The following is a 20,480-nucleotide window of genomic DNA, read 5'->3' as shown; positions in this document are numbered from 1 at the left end:
GCAAAATGAATTCCAGTCATGGTTTTATTAGAACATTGCATTTAAATCATAATCCTTGGCGAGGTATTACTGAAGACTCAGGAGATCAATGACCAAGGAACCCTTCATGTCAGGACGAACGCAGCAAGCCCTCCCCCCATGCCATTATTCCGCCCAACGGCAGGAGGCCACACTATGAGCCAGTCCCGCAACACCATAGGCCTCGGCGGCCAAATCCTCTTCATCCTCTGCGCCGTCCTCATCATCGACACCCTGACCGCCGCCGCGGCCCTGGGCCCCAGCGTCATCGGCTGGTGGGGGCTGACCCTGCTGGCCTTCGTGGTGCCCTATGCCCTGATCGCCACCGAGCTGGGCACCGCCTACCCGGCGGACGGCGGCCTGTATGACTGGGTCAAGCGGGCCTTCGGCGACAAGATGGCCGCCCGCACCTCCTGGCTCTACTGGATCAACGTGGGTCTGTGGATGCCGGCCGTCTATATCCTGTTTGCCGGCATGGCCTCCGAGCTGTTCGATCTGGAGCTGAGCCTGGCCGCCCAGGTGGGGCTGTGCATCCTGCTCACCTGGCTGACCGTCTGGTTCTGCAATGTGGCGGTGGATATCGGGGTGGGGATCAGCAAGGTCGGTGCCCTGCTCAAGATGGTGGTGATCCTGGCCCTGGGCATCGCCGGCTTCCTCTACGCCAAAGAACACGGCATGGCCAATGAGCTGACCTGGCAGAGCATGCTGCCCTCCTTCGAAGGCGGCGTCGGCTTCCTGCCGGCCATCATCTACAACCTGTTGGGGCTGGAGCTGGTGGCCTGTCTGGGCCGCGACCTCAAGGATCCGGTGCGCAGCATGCCCAAGGCCATGCTGCTGGCCAGCCTGGCCATCGCCCTGCTCTACGTGTTCGGCACCCTGGGGATCCTGGCCGCCCTGCCGGTGGATCAGGTGGGTCTGGTGGCCGGTCTCACCGATGCCCTCAAGATCCTGTTTGCCGCTCTGCCCTACGGCCAGTTCTGGGTGATGGGGCTGGGCATCCTCGGCCTGCTGACCCTGATCAGCAACATGGTGAGCTGGACCATGGGCTCCAGCCGCGCCGCCGCCGAATCCGCCCAGGCGGGCGAGCTGCCGGCCCTGCTGGGCTACCGTCATCGCCGGCTGGGCACCCCGGTAGGCGCCAACTGCCTCACCGGCCTGGTCTCCACCGCGGTGATCCTCTGCTATGGCTTGCTGGCCAGCAGCAACGACGAGCTGTTCTGGACCGTGTTCGCCTTCTCCAGCACCGTCTTCCTGCTGCCCTACCTGCTGATGTTCGCCGCCTTCTTGCGCCTGCGCCTCAAGGATGCCCGCCACCCGCGCCCCTTCCCGCTGCCCGCCAGCCGGCCGCTGGCCTGGCTGCTGACCGGCTGCAGCCTGAGCTTCATCCTGGGCGCCCTGCTGCTGTTCATCTTCCCGCAGCTGGCCGAGGGGATCATCGACTGGCAGGAGAGCGGCCCCCTGCTGCTGGGCCTGGGGCTCACCCTGCTGCTGGGCGAGGCGTTGATCCATCGCCGCCTGGGCCGAACCGCCCAACCCGAGCTGGCCCGCCACACCGCCGGCTAAATAAAAAGCCCCGCTCAGATGAGCGGGGCTTTTTCCTTATGGTCGCAGTTAGCCGCCCTTCGGCGAGCAAAACCACAGCTTGTTGCCCTCGCTGTCGAGGAAGCTGCCCACCAAGAAGGCCTCATCGTACAAGGCCACCGGATCCGCCACCCGGACACCCAACGCCTGCAAGGCTGCCTGGGTCTCAAGCGCGGCGTCCACCGCCAGGGTGACCCTGGGGTTCGGCTGCTCGGTGGGAGCCCGCTCGCCGTCGTCCTTCAGCATCAGTATGCTGCCTCCTAAGCGATAACCCAGAACCAACCCGGCCTCCTCGGCCACCGGCAGGCCTAACACCTCACCGTAAAACTGTTGCGCCCGCGCCAGATCCGTTACCGCCAGGGCGATGACCTCCACGTTGCGCAAGCCCAATCTCTGCTGCATCTCTGCTCCTCCCAACACTGGAGTCACAGCCGGTCGGGTATTGGGCCCGGCCCCCCCAGGCCGCCAGATCGAACCATGTAAAGGTGCCTGTCAATTACCAGTATAGTTGCCGCTGGCCGGCGGCCGACCAATAAAAAGCCCCGGCACAGAGCCAGGGCTTTTTGCTAGACGCTAGGCCTTACTTCTGCGGCCGCAGGGCCGGGAACAGGATGACGTCGCGGATGGTGTGGCTGTTGGTGAACAGCATCACCAGACGGTCGATGCCGATGCCTTGGCCGGCGGTGGGCGGCAGACCGTGCTCCAGAGCGGTGACGAAGTCGGCGTCATAGAACATGGCCTCGTCATCACCGGCTTCTTTTTGTTGCACCTGGGCCTGGAAGCGCTCGGCCTGATCCTCGGCGTCGTTCAGCTCGGAGAAGCCGTTGGCCAGCTCGCGACCCCCGATGAAGAACTCGAAGCGGTCGGTGATCTCCGGGTTGTCATCATTGCGACGGGCCAGCGGAGAAACGGCCGCCGGATATTCGGTGATGAAGGTGGGCTGCATCAGCTGCGCTTCGGCGGTCTCTTCGAAGATGGCGGTGATGATATGGCCCAGCTCCCAGCTCTTCATCAGGTCGATGTGCAGACGCTTGGCCACGGCGGTGGCGCCTGCCAAGGTGGTCAGCTCCTCCGCCTGCACGCCCGGGGCGTACTTGAGGATGGCCTCGATCATGGTCAGGCGGGCAAACGGCTGGCCGAAGTCGATCTCGAAGCCCTCTTCCCCTTCCTTGGCGTAGCGGATCCGGGTGGTGCCATGAATGTCCTGGGCCAGGGTGCGCAGCATCTCCTCGGTCAAGTCCATCAGATCCCGGTAGTCGGCGTAGGCCATGTAGAACTCGAGCATGGTGAACTCGGGGTTGTGACGCACCGAGATGCCTTCGTTGCGGAAGTTACGGTTGATCTCGTACACCCGCTCGAAGCCACCCACCACCAGCCGCTTGAGGTACAGCTCGGGGGCGATACGCAGGTACATGTCGATGTCCAGCGCGTTGTGGTGGGTGATGAAGGGCCGGGCGGAGGCGCCGCCGGGGATCACCTGCATCATGGGGGTTTCCACTTCCATGAACTGCTTGGCGTTCAGGAAGTTGCGGATACCGTTCACCACCTGGTTGCGGATCTGGAAGGTGCGGCGGGACTCTTCGTTGGCGATGAGATCCAGGTAGCGCTGACGGCAGCGGGCTTCCTGGTCGGTCAGGCCCTTGTGCTTCTCGGGCAGCGGACGCAGCGCCTTGGTCAGCAGGCGGATGTCGGAGACGTGCACGGAGAGCTCACCGGCATTGGTGCGGAACACTGTGCCTTCCACGCCGACGATATCCCCCAGATCCCACTTCTTGAACTGCTCGTTGTAGAAGCCTTCGGCCAGATCGTCACGGGTCACGTAGACCTGGATCTTGCCGCCCATGTCCTGCAGGGTGGCAAAGGAGGCCTTGCCCATGATGCGGCGGGTCATGATACGGCCGGCGATCTTCACCTTGACCGCCAGGGCCTCAAGCTCTTCGTTGCTCTTGTCGCCGTAAGCGGCATGGATGTCGCTGGAGATATGGTCACGACGGAAGTCGTTGGGGAAGGCGTTACCCTGTTCCCGCAGCGCCGCCAGCTTGGTGCGGCGCTGGGCCATCTCGTTGTTGAATTCCTGAACGTCCTGTTCCGGGCTTTGATTCTGTTCTGACATTATGATTCCTGCTTTGCTTACAGCCCGGACTTCAGGCTGGCCTCAATAAACTTGTCCAGATCGCCGTCCAGCACCGCCTGGGTGTTGCGGGTCTCGACGCCGGTACGCAGATCCTTGATGCGGGCATCGTCCAGCACGTAGGAGCGGATCTGGCTGCCCCAACCGATGTCGGACTTGGTCTCTTCCAGTGCCTGCTTCTCGGCGTTCTGCTTCATGATCTCCAGCTCGTACAACTTGGCCCGCAGCTGCTTCATGGCCTGGTCCTTGTTCTTGTGCTGGGAGCGATCGTTCTGGCACTGCACCACGGTATTGGTGGGGAGGTGGGTGATCCGCACCGCGGACTCGGTCCGGTTGACGTGCTGACCACCGGCGCCGGAGGCACGGTAGACGTCGATGCGCAGGTCCGCCGGATTGATCTCGATCTCGATGTCCTCATCGATTTCCGGATAGACGAAGGCCGAACTGAAGGAGGTGTGGCGGCGGCCACCGGAATCGAAGGGCGACTTGCGTACCAGGCGGTGTACACCGATCTCGGTGCGCAGCCAGCCAAAGGCGTATTCGCCGGTGAACTTGATGGTGGCGGACTTGATGCCGGCCACTTCCCCTTCGGAGCATTCGATCAGCTCAGGCTTGAAGCCGTGGGCTTCCCCCCAGCGCAGGTACATGCGCAGCAGCATGTTGGCCCAGTCCTGGGCCTCGGTGCCGCCGGAGCCGGCCTGGATGTCCATGTAGCAGTCGGAGGCATCGTGGGGGCCGGAGAACATGCGGCGGAACTCCAGCTCGGCCAGCTTCTTTTCCAGGGCGGCCAGTTCTTCCTCGGCCTCATGGAAGGTCTGCTCGTCTTCGCCTTCCACCGCCAAGTCCACCAGCATGGCCACATCGTCGGCGCCCTGAGTCAGATCGTCGATGGTCTTGACCACGCCTTCGAGGGCGGAGCGTTCCTTACCCAGGGCCTGGGCCCGTTCCGGCTCGTTCCACACATCCGGCTGTTCCAGCTCGGCGCTTACTTCTTCCAGACGCTCTTTCTTGGCGTCGTAGTCAAAGATACCCCCTCAGGAGTTCTGTCCGTTCAGACAGCTCCTTGAGAGTATTCAGTACGGGATTCACTTCAAACATGAAGGAGGCTCTCACTTGGGTTCAGCGGGTCATCGCCAGGATGACCAAAACAATCGACCGCCCCTGACGCGGGCCGGCCATGAAAAGCGCAGTATTTTACCCAATCGGCTGGGGAATAGACAGCCAAAGCCGGCGTTTTTTGCCGCTAAACCGACTAGAAGGATTCGTCGGATAAACAGTAAAAAAAACTACTTTACTGCATAAATTGAATTATTATTCACCACCAAGACGCGGTATTCCCGCGTCTCTTCCCAAGACAATACCCATCAGGCCCGGCGTGTGCCCCAGGGCAACTTCCCCAACACCCCGGCCAAGGAACGAAGGACCCCGAATGAACTCCATGACACTCAAGCAAAAAATCCTGCTGACGGTGAGCCTGGCACTGGCGTGCGCCATCCTGCTGCTCTCCGGGCTGGCCTACCGGGACAGTCGCCAGCAGCTGCTGGACGATCACTTCGCCCTGTTGCAGGGGGTGGGCCACGAAGGCGCTCGCGCCATCGCCAGCTGGCTGGACATCAAACGCCAGGCGGTGGATGCCCTGTCCCAGCAAAGTGCGCTGGAGTCCACCCGTGAGCTGAGCCTGCTGAAAAACGCCGGTGGCTTCCTCACCGCCTACGTGGGCGATGCCCAGGGCGGCATGAAGGATGAAAATCCCGCCTCCGATTACAGCGACTATGACCCCCGCACCCGCCCCTGGTATCAGCAGGCCGAGCGGCAGGCCGGTACCGTAGTGACCGAGCCCTACGTGGATCACACCACCCAGAAGCTGGTCATCACCCTGGCCCGCAAAATCGACGGCGGCGTGGTGGGGGCGGATCTGACCCTGGATACCGTGCTCGACACCGTCAACGCCATGAAGCTGCCGGATCATGGGGTGGCCATTCTGGCGGACCAGGCGGGCAATGTCGTTGCCTACAGCGACTTCAAGCAGGTGCTCAAGCCCCTGGCGGAGCTGGTCCCCGGGCTGGATCGCGGTCAGCTGGATCGCCTGCAGCAGGCCCAGGAGTTCAGCACCCTGAGCTGGCAGAACCGGGATCGGCTGGCCTGGGCCATCGCCGTGCCCCAGACCGACTGGCGACTGGTGTTCCTGCTGGATAAAGACCAGACCCTCTCCCCCCTCTCCGGTTATCTAATGAAACAGATCGGGGTGGCCCTGCTGGTGCTGCTCATCAGCCTGCTGGCCATCAACAGCCTGCTCTCCCTGGTGCTGCGGCCCCTGGGAGTGGTCTCCAGTGCCCTGGCGCGCATCGCCGACGGTAACGGCGATCTGACCCAGCGCATCCGCCTGGACAGCCGGGATGAGGTGGGTCAGCTGGCGGAAAACTTCAACCGTTTCGTCGGCAGCCAGCATGAGCTCATCGGCCACATCCGCCATGAGGCCAGCCTGCTGGGTCAGGCCGCCAGCGATGGCCTGCAGCGCAGCCACGCCACCGTCAGCGAGCTGGGCCGCCAGCAGCAGGAGATCGCCATGGTGGCCACCGCCGTCACCGAGATGGCCTCCGCCACCGCCGAGATCGCCCACAACGCCGAGAACACCGCCACCGCCGCCCAGCAGTCCGCCACCAGCAGCGACCAGGGCCGCAACCTGGTGAACCAGACCCGCGGCTCCATCACCCAGCTGGCCAACGGCGTGGGGGAAGCCACCGAGGTCATCGGCGAGCTGAGCCGTCACGCCAACGACATCTCAGGGGTGCTGGCCACCATCCAGAGCATCGCCGAGCAGACCAACCTGCTGGCGCTCAACGCCGCCATCGAGGCGGCGCGGGCCGGTGAGCACGGCCGTGGCTTTGCCGTGGTGGCCGACGAGGTGCGGGTGCTGTCCAAGCGCACCGCCACCTCCACCACAGAAATCCAGACCACCATAGAGACGCTGCAGCGCACCACGGGTCAGGCGGTGGAGATCATGGACAAGAGCCGTCAGCTGGCCGAACGCAGCGTCCGTGATGCCGAAGCCGCCACCGCCGCGCTGGAGGAGATCACCCAGGCCATCGGCCTCATCTCCGACATGTCCAGCCAGATCGCCACCGCCGCCGAGGAGCAGAGCAAGGTGACCGAGGAGATCACCATGAACGTCACCGCCATCAAGGAGGTGGGGGATCAGCTGGCCGACGAGGCCCAGCAGGGACGTCAGGAGTCCGATCGCCTGCAGCAGCAGGCCGACAGCCTCAACCAGAAGGTGGCGCGCTTTATCCTGTAATGCCGTCTAGTTAGCGCAGACCAAACGCACAGGGCCCGCCATCGCGGGCCCTGTTTTATCCGGCGCGGCCGTCATAACGGATTGAGCACAGACACCAGCAGCTGCACGCTGCGGTTGCCCCGCCACTCGTTGATGTCCAGCCGGTAGCCCAGCTCCACCCACTGCACCGAGGCATCGGGCCAGCGGGCCAGATCCACGTTGAAGGCGATGGCATCCAGGGTGGGGCCACCGGCCTCGGGCTGCACCTGCATCTTCAGGTGCTTGGCCCCCACCAACCGCTGAGCCAGCAGGCGGAAGCGGCCGTCGAAGGTCGGCTCGGGGAAGGCCTGGCCCCAGGGGCCGCCGTCCCGCAGCGCCTCGGCCAGGCTCAGGGTCAGCTCGTCCGCCGCCAGCTCGCCGTCGGACAGCCAGTAACCGGTGCGCAGCTCGGGCGCCAACCAGGTCTCGGCCAGGGCGACAAACTGCTGCTCGAACGCCGCCAGATGGGCACTGGGCAGACTCAAGCCCGCCGCCATGGCATGACCGCCAAACTTGCCGATGAGACCGGGATGCAGGGAGTCGAGCCGCTCCAGCAGATCCCGCAGGTGCAGGCCGGGCACCGAACGTCCCGATCCCTTGAGCTCGCCCTCCCCCGCCTCGGCAAAGGCGATCACGGGTCTGTGGTAGCGCTCCTTGATCCGCGAGGCCACCAGCCCCACCACCCCCTGGTGCCAGTCCGGCCGGTAGAGCACCAGGCCCGCTGGCGGCTCGGCGCCGAAATCCAGCGACTGCAGCCCCGCCAGGGCCTCCTGCTGCATGCTCTGCTCTATCTCCTTGCGCTCCTGGTTCAGGCTGTCCATCTGGCTGGCCAGGGTACGGGCGCGATTCATGTCATCGCACAGCAGGCAGTCGATGCCCAGGCTCATGTCATCGAGCCGCCCCACGGCATTGAGCCGCGGGCCGAGGAAGAAACCCAGATCGCTGGCGGTAAGCTGGCTCAGGGTGCGCCCCGCCACTTCGCACAGGGCCCGTAGGCCTGGACGACACTGGCCGGCACGGATGCGCTGCAGCCCCTGGTGCACAAGGATGCGGTTGTTGGCATCCAGCGGCACCACGTCCGCCACCGTGCCCAGCGCCACCAGATCCAGCCACTGGGCCACGTTCACCGCCGGCTTGTCGGCAAACCAGCCCAGCTTATCCAGGTGGCTGCGCAGGGCCGCCATCAGGTAGAAGGCCACCCCCACCCCGGCCAGGGCCCCCGAGCCGAAGCCGCAATCCGCCTGATTGGGGTTGATGATGGCGTCGGCCGCCGGCAATGCGGGGCCGGGCAGGTGGTGGTCGGTCACCAGCACCGCCATGCCCGCCGCCTTGGCCGCCGCCACGCCGGCAAAGCTGGAGATGCCGTTGTCCACCGTGATGAGCAGCTGGGCCTGCTGCTGTACCGCCAGGGTGACGATCTCCGGCGACAGGCCGTAGCCATACTCGAAACGGTTGGGCACCAAAAAGGCCACCTGGCGGGCGCCGAAGGCGCGCAGGGCCAGCACCATCAGGGCCGTGCTGGTGGCGCCGTCGGCATCGAAGTCGCCGACGATGAGGATGCGCTGCTGCTGGCGCAGCGCCGTCTCCAGCAGACTCAGGGCCACGTCGAGGCCCTTGAGGCCGGAGGGCGACAGCAGGCCGCTGGTCTGGCGATTGAGTTCGGCAGGCAGCGTCACGCCACGGCTGGCGTAGATCTGGCGCAGGCGCGGCGGCAGCTCGGACGGCAGGGCGGAATCATCCACAAGGGGGCGGCGGCGGATCAACTGGGTCATGGCATCACACTGGCAACGGAGCAGGCGCCAGACCTTAGCCCGAAGCCAGACCGGGTGCAACCTTGCCTTGGCGCGCCAGGGCGGCAATCATGGCGTTTTGTCTGTCACCCGTATTCCCCAAGGAGTCCCCATGACCCCAGACTGGCGCCAAGCCATCGCCGACTATATCCGCGAACAAGCCCGCCCGGCGGACAAGTACAGCCACCAGCCCCGCCTCTACGCCCTGGCCTGCCGCCTGGGCACGGGAGTGAACTATGACGACGAGGTGCTCTACGCCGCCTGCTGGCTGCACGATCTGGGGGTGTTTATCGGCCACAGACCCGAGGATCCCGCCCAGCTGGCCCGCTGGGACAACCTGGCCTACGCCCTGGATAAGGTGCCGGGACTGCTGACCGGCTGGGGCTTCCCGGCGGCCAAGATCCCCGCCGTGCTGGAGGCCATCGCCCAGCACATGCCGGCCTCGCGGCCTGAGGTGCCCGCCGCCGTGCTGCTGCATGATGCGGATCTGCTGGAGCAGCTGGGGGCCGTGGGCCTGCTGCGCGCCATCGCCAAGGTGGGCCGGGATACCCGCTACGCCACCTTTGCCGATCTGCTGCCGGTGCTGACCCAGGCCCAGACGCTGCCCGAGCAGCTGATCCTGCCCCAGGCCCAGGCCGAGGCGGCGCCGCGCCTGGCGCTAGTGACTCAGTTTCTGCGCCAGCTCGAAGACGAGGCGAGAGGCGTGCTGTGACTCAGGCCCGGGGGTGGTGCTGGGCATGCAGGGCGCTTAACCGCTCCTTGGCCACATGGGTGTAGATCTGGGTGGTGGAGAGATCGGCGTGGCCCAGCAGCATCTGCACCACCCGCAGATCGGCGCCGTGGTTGAGCAGGTGGGTGGCGAAGGCATGGCGCAGGGTGTGGGGCGAGAGTTCCACGCCGATACCGGCCCGCTTGGCGTACAGCTTGATGCGGTGCCAGAAGGTCTGCCGGGTCATCTGCTGGGCCCGGCTGGAGGGGAACACCACGTCGCAGCTCACCGCCCCCAGCAGCAGGATGCGCCCCTCATGCAGGTACTGCTCCAGCCAGTAGAGCGCCTCCTGCCCCAGGGGCACCAGCCGCTCCTTGTTGCCCTTGCCGGTGACTCGCACCAGCCCTTGGCCACGCCCCAGATTGCTCATGGTGAGGCTCACCAGCTCGCTGACCCGCAGGCCGGTGGCGTAGAGCAGCTCCAGCATGGCCTTGTCCCGCAGCTCAAGCGGATCCGCCGGGTCGGGTTCGGCCAGCAGCGCCTCCACCTGGGCCTCGGAGAGATCCTTGGGCAGCCGCTTGGGCAGTTTGGGGCCCATCAGCAGGGCGGTGGGATCGTCCTCGCGAAACTGCTCGCGGATCAGGTGCTGGTAGAAGCGCCGCAGGGCCGAGAGCAGGCGGGCGGTGGAGCTGGCCTGGTAACCCTGATCCAGCCGCCAGGCCAGATACCCCTGCAGCTGCAGGCTGTCCAGGGTCAGCAGGGAGTGGCCCTGGCCGTCCAGCCAGGCGGCGAACTTCTCCAGATCCGTCCGATAAGAGGCCAGGGTATTGGCCGACAGGCCGCGCTCGAGCCACAGGGCATCCAGAAACTGATCGATCAAGGGCTGGGACATATCACCTCCACTCAGGCCTCCTTGTATACCACAGGCCGGCGGCTGCCGCTGCCCCTGCCTAGAGGGCTCTGTTACACTGCACTGTCGCGTTAATGAAGGATATTCCCATGCAGATAGGTCTCTTTTACGGCTCCACCACCTGTTACACCGAGATGGTGGCGGAAAAGATCCAACATCGTCTGGGTGCGGTTCAGGTTGAATTACATAACCTTAAGACCAGCTCTATCGAGCGGATGCTGGACTACCCCATCCTCATCCTGGGCATCTCCACCTGGGACTTTGGTGAGATCCAGGAGGACTGGTTGGCCAGCTGGGATGCCATCGACTCGGTCGACTTATCCGGCAAGGTGGTGGCCCTGTTTGGCCTGGGGGATCAGCAAGGCTATGGCGAGTGGTTTCTGGATGCCATGGGGCTGCTGCATGACAAGCTGGTGGCCAAGGGCTGCCAGATGGTCGGTTACTGGCCCAACGAAGGTTATGAATTCGAGGCCTCCAAGGCCCTGGTGGACGAAGGACGCCTGTTCGTCGGCCTGGCACTGGACGAGACCAATCAGTACGCCCTCACCGACGACCGGCTGGATGCCTGGCTACCCCAGGTACTGGAGGACGCGGTCGCCTTGCTGTAATCCTCACCGGATAGCATCATAGGACTATATTTTCATTCGACACCCTTATAAAAGGACAGACACCATGCCCTCCCCCACCCTGTCACGCTCCCTGCTCGCCCTGGCCCTGTTGCCGGTCATTGGTCAGGCAGAAGTACTGGGCATCCCCAAGGAAGATGGCTTCAGCGGCTTCGTATTCGCCGGTGCCGCCTATAACAATGTGGACTCCAATATCCTGGTGGGGCCAAGCAAGAATGACAGCCGCCGCATCGGCAGCCTCAGCGACATGGCCAGCAGTGATGGCACGGATCTGAGCCTCAACTTCGACCTGCGCTACACCTTCGCCGACGCCCGCACCCAGATCTACTTGGGGAACCTGATCCAGGATGCCATGCGCCTGGACTTCAGCCAGCAGCTGGGGGTCCGGCATGAGTTTGGCGACCAGGGCATCGGCTCCCTCGCCTATGTCTTCAGCGGCATTCCCACCAAGGTGTGGCAGGATCCGTACCGTACCGGCAGCGACCGCAGCACCACGGATCGCACCTCCCGCGGTGTACGCCTGGGCTGGGATGGCATCGCCGGCTCGGCCTTCGACGCCAGCTACACCTACCGTAAGATCGAATTGGATGACGAACGCAGTGGCCAGAGCATCAGCAGCCTCAGTCCTGCCGAGCGGGCCAGCCTGAATCGCAACGGCAGCAGCCAGGCGGTGGATCTGGCCTATAACTGGCTGCTGAGCCCCGGCCGGGTGCTGCGTCCCAGCCTGACCTACAGCGTCAAGGATGCCGACGGTGATGCCATGGATTACAGCCGGCTGACCGGCCAGCTCTCCTATAGTGTGCGGACTCCGCAGTACAGCCTGATCAGCAACCTGTTCGCCGGCACCCTGCGCTATGACGAGGCCAATCCCGTCTTTGACCGCAAGGCCGATGCCACTGAGTACGGCCTCAACGTCAACTTCATCTGGCATCGTCTGGCCGGCATCGACAAGCTCAATGGCACCCTCATGGCCACCTACGGCAAATCCGACGCCGACGTGCACTTCTTCGATAGCGAGTTGAGCCAACTCAGCGCCGGCGTGCTGTACAACTTCTGATAGCTCCAAACAAACAAAAAGCCCTGCCGATTGGCAGGGCTTTTTTTTATGGCGCCGTCGGGATTAGGCGGCGCTGCTCACCACGCCGCGGCGAGGCAGCGCCAGGCACAGGATGGTCACCAGGCTGGTGGGCAGCAGCCAGGCCAGCCCCAGATCGAACAGCGGCAGGAAGTCGAAGGCCGACAGATCCACCCCGGCAGTCTTCAGACCATCCAGGGCGCCGAACAGCAGGGCCACGGCGATGATGACCCGCAGGCTGTGGCGGGGATGGGCGAAGCCGCCTTGCAGCAGGGTCGCCAGCACCAGGGCCACCGCCACCGGGTAGATGCCCACCAGCACGGGGATGGAGAGGCTGATCAGGGTGGAGAGACCCACGTTGGCCACCAGGGCACACAGGGCACCCATCACCAGCGCCAGGTTGCGGTAGGAGCAGCGCGGCCACAGGTTGCTGAAGAAGTCGGCACAGGCGGAGATGAGACCCACGGCGGTGGTGAGACAGGCCAGGGAGACGATGGCCGCCAGGATCAGCTGGCCCGTGCTACCAAAGAGGGCCTGCACATAGGTGGAGACGATGACGCCACCGTTCTCAGGAGACGCCAGCAGGCCGCCGGCGGTGCCCCCCAGCTTGAACAGGGCCATGTACACCAGGGCCAGGCCGGTGGCGGCAATCACGCCGGCCCGCACCAGATACCGGGTCTGCAACTTACTGTCGCTGATGCCCTTCTCCTTCAACACATCGATGATCAGCATGCCGAACATCAGGGCACCAAAGGTGTCCATGGTGTTGTAGCCTTCCATCAACCCCTTGATGCCGGGGTGGCTGACGTATTCGCCGGCGGCCTGGGGCACGCTGCCCTGGGGCGCCACCAGGATGGCGATGGCCAGCACGGCCAGCAGGAGCACCAGCAAGGGGGTGATCAGCTTGCCGATGGCATCCAGCAGACGGCCTGGCTTCAGGGAGAGGTAGGTGGCCAGGCCAAAGTAGCCCAGGCTAAACAGCGCCAGGCTGGTCTGGCTGGCGGATCCCCCCAGGAAGGGCTTGAAGCCCATCTCGTAGGCCACGAGACCCGTGCGGGGGGTGGCGAACGCCGGACCAATGATGAGGTAGACAGCCACCGCCATGGCCACGCCCATGCCGGCCGGCAGGTGACGGGTCATGGTCAGCAGACCGCCGCCGGCCTTGGCCACGGCGATGATGGTGGCCAGCGGCAGGCCCACGGCGGTCACCAGGAAGCCCAGCATGGCCAGGGTCAGGTGCTCGCCGGCCATGAAACCGGCCATGGGCGGAAATATGATGTTGCCTGCCCCCAGAAAGAAGGCAAAGGTCATGAAGCCCAGGCCGACCAGATCGGCTGCGGTCATGGATTTGTTCACGGATCACTCCAAAACTGACGTTAAAACAGACACCTATGGGAGGAAAGACAGGGCTTTCCCCTCGGGCAGGCGCAGCTCAAAGAGTCACCATCCGTGGAATATTCTTCTAATAGTGAGCGGGCACCGGATTGGTGCAGCAGAATAAAGCAATGGTCAACGAGATCAAGGCGAAATTTACAGCTTAAGATAAAAGGCCGAGGTCATATTGGCATATATTTCGCTATAACCACCACCACCAGACAATATAACCATATCATTTGTACTGATAGCCAATTCCTCTCTAGATAACCGCAATAAAACACGATTAACCGCTTTAGATTCCTTTGGCGATATATTCCATCGGCAATTGGGATAGAAGCCCATCTGCCTGGCACCAGCCAGCAGAGATGGCTCCCAGTCCTTGGGCAACACCAAGGCCAACTGGCCGTCGGGGGTCAACAGGCGGTCCACCGCGCTCAGCAGCTCGGCATAGCTCAGGGTATGGGTGTGGCGGGCCTGGGCCCGGGCGCCATCGCTGGCCACCTGGCCCACCGGGAAATAAGGCGGGTTGCAGACGATGAGATCAAAGGGCGCTGCGTCATAGGTCTGGATCGCGCCCTGATGCACCCGGATGCGGGATGCCCAGGGGGAGTCCAGCACATTCTGAGCCGCCTGGGCCGCCGCCGCCGGATCCAGTTCCACCGCCTCGATCTGCACATCGGGCGGGGTGCGTTGCGCCAGCATCAGGGCCAGCAGACCGGTGCCGGTGCCGATATCCAGGATACGCCGCACCCCGTCCACCGGCGTCCAGGCCCCCAGCAGCACCCCGTCCGTGCTCACCTTCATGCCGCAGCGATCCTGGCGGATATGAAACTGTTTGAAGCGAAAATCCCGTCCGGCCATGGCCCCTCCTGCAACAGGTGGCGGATTTTATCATGGCCCTGGCCTATAATGTGCGGCCAACCCTAGCCTACAGAGAAAGCCTGCATGTCCTTTGACACCTTCGACCTGGATCCCGCCCTGCTGCGCGCCGTTGCCGAGCTGGGCTACACGCGGCCCACCACCATACAGCAGCAGGTGATCCCGGAAGCCATGGACGGGCGGGACATTCTGGCCTCGGCCCCCACCGGCACCGGCAAGACCGCCGCCTTCCTGCTGCCGGCCCTGCAGCACCTGCTGGACTATCCGCGCCGTAAACCCGGCCCGGCCCGGGTGCTGATCCTCACCCCCACCCGCGAGCTGGCGCAACAGGTGGCCCAACAGGCCAAGGATCTGGCCCGCCACACCCATCTGCACACCGAGACCATCATAGGTGGCATCAGCTTCGAGGATCAGGAGGTGGCGCTGGGCAACGAGGTGGACGTCATAGTCGCGACCCCGGGCCGCCTGCTGCAATACATAGAAGAAGAGAGCTTCGACAGCCGGGAGATCGAGATCCTGATCCTGGACGAGGCCGACCGCATGCTGGACATGGGCTTCATCGGTGAGGTGGATCGCATCGCCGGCGAAGCCCGCTGGCGCAAGCAGACCATGCTGTTCTCCGCCACCCTGGAGGGCGCCGGCCTGGTCAAGTTCGCCAACGAGCTGCTGAAGAACCCGGCGGAGCTGCACGCCGAGCCGCCCCGCAGCGAGCGGCGCAAGATCCACCAGTACCTCTATCAGGCCGACAGCCTGGAGCACAAGTTCGCCCTGCTGACCCACCTGCTGCGGGAGGAAGAGGTCAAGCGCAGCATCGTCTTCGTCAAGACCCGGGAGCGGCTGGCGGAGCTGTCGGCCCAGCTGCAGGGCGTCGGCATCCGCTGTGCCTGGATCCGCGGCGAGATGGAGCAGGCCAAGCGGCAGGAGGCCATCCGCCGCTTCAAGGATGAGGAGGTGCATATCCTGCTGGCCACCGACGTGGCGGCCCGGGGCATCGACCTGCCTGACGTGAGCCACGTGTTCAACTACGATCTGCCCCGCACCGCCGATGTCTATGTGCACCGCATCGGCCGCACCGGCCGGGCCGGCAAGCGCGGCACCGCCATCAGCCTGGTGGAGGCCCATGATGTGCCCATGTTGACCCGCATCGTGCGCTACACGGGCGAAGAGCCCAAGCGCCGGGTGGTGGACAGCCTGCGGCCCCAGCACAAGTTCGCCGCCCCCGTGGCCAAGAAGAAGAGCGTCAAGGCCAAGGAAAAAGAGAAAGAGAAGCTGGAAGAACCGCGCAAGAAGGTGCGCCTGCGGGATCAGAAGAACAAGGGCAAGCCGGACTGGGCCGCCAAGAAGGCCAAGAAGGCCGGCGGTACTCCGGCCGCCTGATAGGAAGAAAGCAGGCCGGCGGTACTCCGGCCGCCTGATCAGAAGAAAGAAGTCCGGCGGTACACCGGCCGCCTGATCCGGCCATCCCCCAAAAAAACCAGACCCGGCCTAGGCCGGGTCTGGTGTTTTTAGCGCTGGATAAATGCCTTAGCGTTCTGGCCGCCGGAACACCGGCTTGTCCGGGGTGGAAACTTCCGGCGCGTAGGCGTACTCCTCCAGATCGAAGTCCAGCAGATCGGCCGGATCCGTCAGCCGATGCTGAATGATGTAGCGCGCCATCAGGCCCCGCGCCTTCTTGGCGTAGAAGCTGATGATCTTGTACTGACCGTTCTTCTGGTCCTGGAATACCGGGCTGATGATGCGGCCCTGCACCGCCTTGGGCTGCACCGCCTTGAAGTATTCGTTGGAGGCCAGATTCACCACCAGATCGTCCCCCTGGGCGGCGAGATCTTCGTTGATCAGGGCCGTGATGCGGTTGCCCCAGAAGGCATAGAGATCGGCACCGCCCTCATTGGCCAGCTTGGTGCCCATCTCCAGCCGATAGGCCTGCATCCGATCCAGCGGCCGCAACAACCCATACAGACCGGAGAGCATCCGCAGGTGATCCTGGGCGAACGCCAGATCCGCGTCGCTCAGGGTCTCGGCCTGCAGACCGGTATAGACATCCCCCTTGAAGGCAAACAGCGCCGGCCGGCTGTTGTCCGCCGTGCACTCGGGTTGCCACTGGGCAAAACGCGCCACGTTGAGGCCGGCCAGCTTGTCGCTGAGGCTCATCAGGGAGGCCAGCTGGGGAGCGCTCAGCTGACGGCAAACCTCGATAAGCCGTGCCGAATCGTCCAGCATACGCGGCAGTGTGTATTGGTCTGTGGCGAGGGGCGATTCGTAATCCAGAGTCTTGGCCGGGGAAAGCAGCATCAGCATGGGGCTTGGGCTCCTGTTGCAACAAGGGCCCTTGCGGGCCCCTGGGTTAATCGACGGTCACATTGTCCAAGGTGCCGGCACTCATGTTGTTGCCACCGGCGAGCTTGATCATCAGGCGCACCTCGTTGGCCGAGTCGGCAAAGGCCAGGGCCTCGTTGTAACCGATAAGTCCCTGACGATACAGCTCGAACAGCGACTGGTCAAAGGTCATCATGCCCTGCTCGTTGGAGCGGGCCATGACCTCCTTGAGACGATGCAGTTCGCCCTTGCGCACTATGTCGCTGACCAGTGGCGTATTGGCGAGAATTTCGAACACCGCCCGCCGCCCCTGACCATCCCGGGTGGGGATCAGTTGCTGGGCTATGATGCCCTTGAGGTTCAAGGAGAGATCGAACAGCAGCTGGCGGTGCTTGTCCTCGGGGATCAGGTGCAGGATCCGCTCCAGCGCCTGGTTGGCGTTGTTGGCGTGCAAGGTGGCCATACACAGGTGCCCGGTTTCGGCGAAGGAGATGGCAAACTCCATGGTCTCCTTGGAGCGGATTTCACCGATGAGGATGACATCCGGCGCCTGCCGCAACGAGGACTTGAGGGCCGCATCGAAGGACTCGGTATCCGCCCCCACCTCCCGCTGGGTGATGAGGCAGCGCTCATGCTGGTGCACGAATTCCACCGGGTCTTCCACCGTCAGGATGTGGCCGTCGCTGTTGTGGTTGCGATAGCCGATCATGGCCGCCTGGGTGGTGGACTTACCGGCCCCGGTGGCACCGACAAACAGCAGCAGGCCCCGCTTGGCCATCACCAACTCCTTGAGCACCGCCGGCAGGTAGAGCTCCTCCATGGTGGGGATGCGGGTCTCGATGCGGCGGAACACCATGCCCGGCATCTCCTGCTGCCAGAAGCAGCTGACCCGGAAACGGCCCAGTTGGGGCCGCTGCAGGGCGTAGTTGGCCTCCTTGGTCTGACAGAAGCGCTCCAGCTGCTCCTGACTCATGGCCTCCTTGAGCAGGGTGACTATGTCATCCGCCTCCAGGTTGGTCTTGTCGATGGGGGTCAGCACCCCGTTGATCTTGAGACAGGGGGGCTTGCCGACGGTGACAAACAGGTCAGAGCCGTGACGATCCACCAACTGGCCCAGCAGACTATCCAGTGTCATGAGTGCTCCTTAGATGCTGTTGGGATCCACGGCCTTGGCCTTGGCATCCGCCACGTTGACGATACCCCGCGCCACCAGCTGCTTGAGGCACTGATCCATGGTCTGCATGCCGTGCATCATCCCGGTCTGGATGACGGAGTACATCTGGGCAATCTTGTCTTCGCGGATCAGGTTTCGGATGGCGGGGATGCCAATCATGATCTCGTGAGCCGCCACCCGGCCGCCGCCGGTCTTCTTCAGCAGGGTCTGGGAGATGACCGCCCGCAGGGATTCGGACAACATGGAGCGCACCATGTCCTTCTCGGCGCCGGGGAACACGTCGATGATACGGTCTATGGTCTTGGCCGCCGAGCTGGTGTGCAGGGTGCCGAACACCAGGTGACCGGTTTCCGCCGCCGTGAGGGCCAGACGTATGGTTTCCAGATCCCGCATTTCCCCCACCAGTATGATGTCCGGGTCTTCCCGCAGGGCCGAGCGCAGGGCGGCGCTGAAACCCAGGGTATCCCGGTGCACTTCCCGCTGGTTGACCAGGCACAGCTTGTTCTCGTGCACGAATTCGATGGGGTCCTCAATGGTGAGGATATGGTGATGGAAGCCTTCGTTGATGTAGTTGATCATGCCGGCCAAGGTGGTGGACTTACCGGAGCCGGTGGGCCCGGTCACCAGCACCAGTCCCCGGGGGTATTCGCAGATCTTGCGAAAGATCTCCGGCGCGTTGAGGTCTTCCAAGGTCAGCACCTTGCTGGGGATGGTCCGGAACACCGCCGCCACCCCACGGCTCTGGTGAAAGGCGTTCACCCGGAAACGGGCCAGGTTGGGCACCTCGAAGGAGAAGTCCACCTCCAGGTTCTCTTCCAGCTCCTTGCGCTGGTGGTCATTCATGATGTCGTACACCAATGTGTGCACCTGACGGTGCTCCAGCGGCGGCAGGTTGATCTTGCGGACATCGCCATCCACCCGGATCATGGGAGGCACGCCGGCGGAGAGGTGTAGATCCGAGGCTTTATGCTTTACACTAAAGGCCAGTAATTCTGTGATATCCATGTGAAACCCATTCCTTCATCAACAACTTACGACGCTATGAATTCGATTTCCCAGCAACTGCAGACGGTTCAGGCCCGCATCCGCCAGGCGGCTCGGCAGGCCGATCGCCCCGAGTCGGCGGTGGCACTGCTGGCGGTAAGTAAAACCAAGCCGCTGACCGCCATCATGGAAGCCTACCAGGCGGGGCAGCGGCAATTTGGTGAAAACTATGTGCAAGAAGCGGTGCAAAAGGTGCAGGAACTGCGCCAGATCCCCGGCTTCGAGCAGATCGAATGGCACTTCATCGGCCCGCTGCAATCCAACAAGACCCGCCTGGTGGCGGAGCATTTTGCCTGGGTGCAGAGCGTGGAACGCCTCAAGATTGCCCAACGGCTCAACGAGCAGCGCCCCCATCACATGGGGCCGCTGAACGTCTGCCTGCAGGTGAATATTAGCGGAGAAAGCAACAAATCCGGTACGACCGAAGCCGAAGTTTTTGAACTGGCTGCAGAAGTCAGTCGGCTCCCCATGCTGCGGCTGCGCGGACTGATGGGCATACCGGAAGACACAGAGGATCAGGCCAGACTGCAGATGCAGTTTGCCGCCCTGGCCCGGCTGTTTACCCAGCTACAGGCCGATTATCCCTCCATGGACACCCTGTCCATGGGCATGACCAACGATCTGGAGACGGCCATCGCCTGCGGCAGCACGCTCGTGCGCGTCGGCACCGCCCTCTTCGGAGCCAGAGACTACAAGCAGGACTAAATGGAACAACGTCATATCGCCTTTCTCGGCGCCGGCAACATGGCGCGCAGTCTCATCGCCGGCCTGCGGGCGGCTCAGTTTCCCGGATCCCTGATCCACGCCACGGATCCGGATGCCCAGAAGCTAGCCCAACTGGCCGGGGAGTTCGGCATCCAGGTCACCACGGACAATACCGCCGCGGCCCGCGCCGCCCAGGTCATCGTCCTGGCGGTCAAGCCGCAATACATGGCCCAGATGCTGGAACAGCTCACCGCCGAGCTGGGCAGCCTGGAAGATCGTCTGGTGGTCTCCATCGCCGCCGGCATCAAGGTGGCGCGCCTGAGCCAGCTGCTCGGCGGCCACCGCAAGATAGTGCGCTGCATGCCCAACACCCCGGCCCTCATCGGCCTGGGCATGACGGGCCTGTACGCCCCGGGCGAGGTGAGCGATAGCGATCGCGCCTTCGCCGAGGCCATGCTGCAGGCGGTGGGCAAGACCGTCTGGGTACCGAGCGAAGCGGACATCAATGCCGTGATCGCCGCCTCCGGCTCGGCACCGGCCTATTTCTTCCTGTTCATGCAGCACATGGCCGAAGAAGCGGTTCGCCTGGGCTTTAGCGAGGCCGATGCCCGCCTGCTGGTGCAGCAGACCGCCCTGGGCGCCGCCCAGATGGTCATCGACAATCCGGCCACCAGCCTGGTCACCCTACGGGAGCAGGTCACCTCCAAGGGCGGTACCACCGCCGAAGCGGTGCGCACCTTTGAGGAAGGCAAGCTGGACGAGCTGGTGAGCCGTGCCATGCAGGCGGCCATAGTGCGGGCCGAAGAGATGGAACAACTGTTCTAAGGATCCC

At 63.9% G+C, this 20,480-nt stretch carries 18 protein-coding genes; 8 read left to right on the top strand and 10 right to left on the bottom strand.

Going from position 1 to position 20,480, the window contains the following annotated elements; genetic code table 11:
• The first annotated feature begins 174 nt into the window (after positions 1-174).
• Positions 175-1,581, top strand: coding sequence for an APC family permease (locus tag ABD847_RS08845; RefSeq protein ID WP_345012111.1), 1,407 nt, complete (start codon positions 175-177; stop codon positions 1,579-1,581).
• A gap of 48 nt (positions 1,582-1,629) precedes the next feature.
• Here ABD847_RS08845 and ABD847_RS08840 read toward each other — a convergent pair whose 3' ends face one another.
• The 3 genes from ABD847_RS08840 to prfB all read right to left on the bottom strand — a co-directional run bounded on the left by ABD847_RS08840 (position 1,630) and on the right by prfB (position 4,828).
• Positions 1,630-2,001, bottom strand: a complete 372-nt coding sequence (locus ABD847_RS08840; protein ID WP_345012109.1) for a VOC family protein — start codon at positions 1,999-2,001, stop codon at positions 1,630-1,632.
• Positions 2,002-2,179: 178 nt separating this feature from the next.
• On the bottom strand, positions 2,180-3,712 hold the full coding sequence (gene lysS, locus ABD847_RS08835; RefSeq protein WP_345012107.1) for a lysine--tRNA ligase: 1,533 nt from the start codon (positions 3,710-3,712) through the stop codon (positions 2,180-2,182).
• Positions 3,713-3,729: 17 nt separating this feature from the next.
• Positions 3,730-4,828 (bottom strand): peptide chain release factor 2 gene (prfB, locus tag ABD847_RS08830; protein WP_345012105.1). Its coding sequence is split into 2 segments (ribosomal slippage): positions 3,730-4,752 and positions 4,754-4,828, totalling 1,098 coding nucleotides; the frame shifts between segments, so codons are not numbered across the junction.
• A 331-nt stretch (positions 4,829-5,159) separates the two neighbouring features.
• Between prfB and ABD847_RS08825 the strand changes: the two genes are divergently transcribed.
• Positions 5,160-7,025 carry a methyl-accepting chemotaxis protein gene (locus ABD847_RS08825; RefSeq protein WP_345012103.1) on the top strand — a complete coding sequence of 622 codons (1,866 nt, stop codon included), beginning with the start codon at positions 5,160-5,162 and terminating at the stop codon, positions 7,023-7,025.
• 71 nt (positions 7,026-7,096) lie between these two features.
• Here the strand turns inward: ABD847_RS08825 and recJ are convergent, their stop codons facing one another.
• A complete protein-coding gene (gene recJ / locus ABD847_RS08820; RefSeq protein WP_345012101.1) occupies positions 7,097-8,815 on the bottom strand; it encodes a single-stranded-DNA-specific exonuclease RecJ in 1,719 nt (572 codons plus the stop codon).
• A gap of 130 nt (positions 8,816-8,945) precedes the next feature.
• On the opposite strand from recJ, the gene ABD847_RS08815 reads away from it, so the two are divergent.
• Complete coding sequence (locus ABD847_RS08815) at positions 8,946-9,545, top strand: HD domain-containing protein (RefSeq protein ID WP_345012099.1); 600 nt, start codon at positions 8,946-8,948, stop codon at positions 9,543-9,545.
• A gap of 1 nt (position 9,546) precedes the next feature.
• On the opposite strand, the gene xerD is transcribed toward ABD847_RS08815, so the two are convergent.
• Positions 9,547-10,434, bottom strand: coding sequence for a site-specific tyrosine recombinase XerD (gene xerD, locus ABD847_RS08810; RefSeq protein ID WP_345012097.1), 888 nt, complete (start codon positions 10,432-10,434; stop codon positions 9,547-9,549).
• A 107-nt stretch (positions 10,435-10,541) separates the two neighbouring features.
• Between xerD and fldB the strand changes: the two genes are divergently transcribed.
• Complete coding sequence (fldB, locus tag ABD847_RS08805) at positions 10,542-11,060, top strand: flavodoxin FldB (RefSeq protein WP_345012095.1); 519 nt, start codon at positions 10,542-10,544, stop codon at positions 11,058-11,060.
• 64 nt (positions 11,061-11,124) lie between these two features.
• A complete protein-coding gene (locus ABD847_RS08800; RefSeq protein WP_345012093.1) occupies positions 11,125-12,135 on the top strand; it encodes a DUF2860 family protein in 1,011 nt (336 codons plus the stop codon).
• A 63-nt stretch (positions 12,136-12,198) separates the two neighbouring features.
• Here ABD847_RS08800 and brnQ read toward each other — a convergent pair whose 3' ends face one another.
• Positions 12,199-13,497 (bottom strand): branched-chain amino acid transport system II carrier protein, encoded by a 1,299-nt coding sequence (gene brnQ / locus ABD847_RS08795; protein WP_345012686.1) that lies wholly within the window; start codon positions 13,495-13,497, stop codon positions 12,199-12,201.
• A gap of 186 nt (positions 13,498-13,683) precedes the next feature.
• Complete coding sequence (locus tag ABD847_RS08790; protein WP_345012091.1) at positions 13,684-14,391, bottom strand: tRNA1(Val) (adenine(37)-N6)-methyltransferase; 708 nt, start codon at positions 14,389-14,391, stop codon at positions 13,684-13,686.
• Between the two features lie 84 nt (positions 14,392-14,475).
• Here ABD847_RS08790 and srmB point away from each other — a divergent pair, with 84 nt between their 5' ends.
• Positions 14,476-15,786: an ATP-dependent RNA helicase SrmB gene (gene srmB, locus ABD847_RS08785; protein WP_345012089.1), complete on the top strand. Its 1,311-nt coding sequence runs from the start codon at positions 14,476-14,478 to the stop codon at positions 15,784-15,786.
• Positions 15,787-15,933: 147 nt separating this feature from the next.
• On the opposite strand, the gene yaaA is transcribed toward srmB, so the two are convergent.
• Genes yaaA through tapT form a run of 3 tightly spaced genes read right to left on the bottom strand, consistent with a single transcriptional unit; the run spans position 15,934 to position 18,904 of the window.
• Complete coding sequence (gene yaaA / locus ABD847_RS08780) at positions 15,934-16,707, bottom strand: peroxide stress protein YaaA (RefSeq protein WP_345012087.1); 774 nt, start codon at positions 16,705-16,707, stop codon at positions 15,934-15,936.
• 46 nt (positions 16,708-16,753) lie between these two features.
• On the bottom strand, positions 16,754-17,860 hold the full coding sequence (locus ABD847_RS08775) for a PilT/PilU family type 4a pilus ATPase (protein WP_345012085.1): 1,107 nt from the start codon (positions 17,858-17,860) through the stop codon (positions 16,754-16,756).
• A 9-nt stretch (positions 17,861-17,869) separates the two neighbouring features.
• Positions 17,870-18,904, bottom strand: a complete 1,035-nt coding sequence (gene tapT, locus ABD847_RS08770; protein ID WP_345012083.1) for a type IVa pilus ATPase TapT — start codon at positions 18,902-18,904, stop codon at positions 17,870-17,872.
• Between the two features lie 36 nt (positions 18,905-18,940).
• Between tapT and ABD847_RS08765 the strand changes: the two genes are divergently transcribed.
• Positions 18,941-19,648, top strand: a complete 708-nt coding sequence (locus ABD847_RS08765) for a YggS family pyridoxal phosphate-dependent enzyme (protein ID WP_345012081.1) — start codon at positions 18,941-18,943, stop codon at positions 19,646-19,648.
• Complete coding sequence (proC, locus tag ABD847_RS08760; RefSeq protein ID WP_345012079.1) at positions 19,649-20,473, top strand: pyrroline-5-carboxylate reductase; 825 nt, start codon at positions 19,649-19,651, stop codon at positions 20,471-20,473.
• The last annotated feature ends 7 nt before the right edge of the window (positions 20,474-20,480 follow it).

Origin of the sequence: Pseudaeromonas paramecii, from assembly GCF_039540575.1 — a bacterium.
GTDB classification, from domain to species: domain Bacteria; phylum Pseudomonadota; class Gammaproteobacteria; order Enterobacterales; family Aeromonadaceae; genus Pseudaeromonas; species Pseudaeromonas paramecii.
The sequence above is the reverse complement of the archived record's forward strand: the minus strand, read 5'-3'. Positions and strand labels throughout refer to the sequence as shown.

What these genes read in the sequence shown, in the direction of transcription:
- brnQ (WP_345012686.1), bottom strand. Translation starts at nt 13,497, where the DNA reads ATGACCGCAGCCGATCTGGTCGGCCTGGGCTTCATGACCTTTGCCTTC.
- xerD (WP_345012097.1), bottom strand. Translation starts at nt 10,434, where the DNA reads ATGTCCCAGCCCTTGATCGATCAGTTTCTGGATGCCCTGTGGCTCGAG.
- lysS (WP_345012107.1), bottom strand. Translation starts at nt 3,712, where the DNA reads ATGTCAGAACAGAATCAAAGCCCGGAACAGGACGTTCAGGAATTCAAC.
- srmB (WP_345012089.1), top strand. Translation starts at nt 14,476, where the DNA reads ATGTCCTTTGACACCTTCGACCTGGATCCCGCCCTGCTGCGCGCCGTT.
- ABD847_RS08815 (WP_345012099.1), top strand. Translation starts at nt 8,946, where the DNA reads ATGACCCCAGACTGGCGCCAAGCCATCGCCGACTATATCCGCGAACAA.
- ABD847_RS08790 (WP_345012091.1), bottom strand. Translation starts at nt 14,391, where the DNA reads ATGGCCGGACGGGATTTTCGCTTCAAACAGTTTCATATCCGCCAGGAT.
- ABD847_RS08800 (WP_345012093.1), top strand. Translation starts at nt 11,125, where the DNA reads ATGCCCTCCCCCACCCTGTCACGCTCCCTGCTCGCCCTGGCCCTGTTG.
- tapT (WP_345012083.1), bottom strand. Translation starts at nt 18,904, where the DNA reads ATGGATATCACAGAATTACTGGCCTTTAGTGTAAAGCATAAAGCCTCG.
- fldB (WP_345012095.1), top strand. Translation starts at nt 10,542, where the DNA reads ATGCAGATAGGTCTCTTTTACGGCTCCACCACCTGTTACACCGAGATG.
- ABD847_RS08840 (WP_345012109.1), bottom strand. Translation starts at nt 2,001, where the DNA reads ATGCAGCAGAGATTGGGCTTGCGCAACGTGGAGGTCATCGCCCTGGCG.
- recJ (WP_345012101.1), bottom strand. Translation starts at nt 8,815, where the DNA reads ATGACCCAGTTGATCCGCCGCCGCCCCCTTGTGGATGATTCCGCCCTG.
- proC (WP_345012079.1), top strand. Translation starts at nt 19,649, where the DNA reads ATGGAACAACGTCATATCGCCTTTCTCGGCGCCGGCAACATGGCGCGC.
- ABD847_RS08765 (WP_345012081.1), top strand. Translation starts at nt 18,941, where the DNA reads ATGAATTCGATTTCCCAGCAACTGCAGACGGTTCAGGCCCGCATCCGC.
- yaaA (WP_345012087.1), bottom strand. Translation starts at nt 16,707, where the DNA reads ATGCTGATGCTGCTTTCCCCGGCCAAGACTCTGGATTACGAATCGCCC.
- ABD847_RS08825 (WP_345012103.1), top strand. Translation starts at nt 5,160, where the DNA reads ATGAACTCCATGACACTCAAGCAAAAAATCCTGCTGACGGTGAGCCTG.
- ABD847_RS08775 (WP_345012085.1), bottom strand. Translation starts at nt 17,860, where the DNA reads ATGACACTGGATAGTCTGCTGGGCCAGTTGGTGGATCGTCACGGCTCT.
- ABD847_RS08845 (WP_345012111.1), top strand. Translation starts at nt 175, where the DNA reads ATGAGCCAGTCCCGCAACACCATAGGCCTCGGCGGCCAAATCCTCTTC.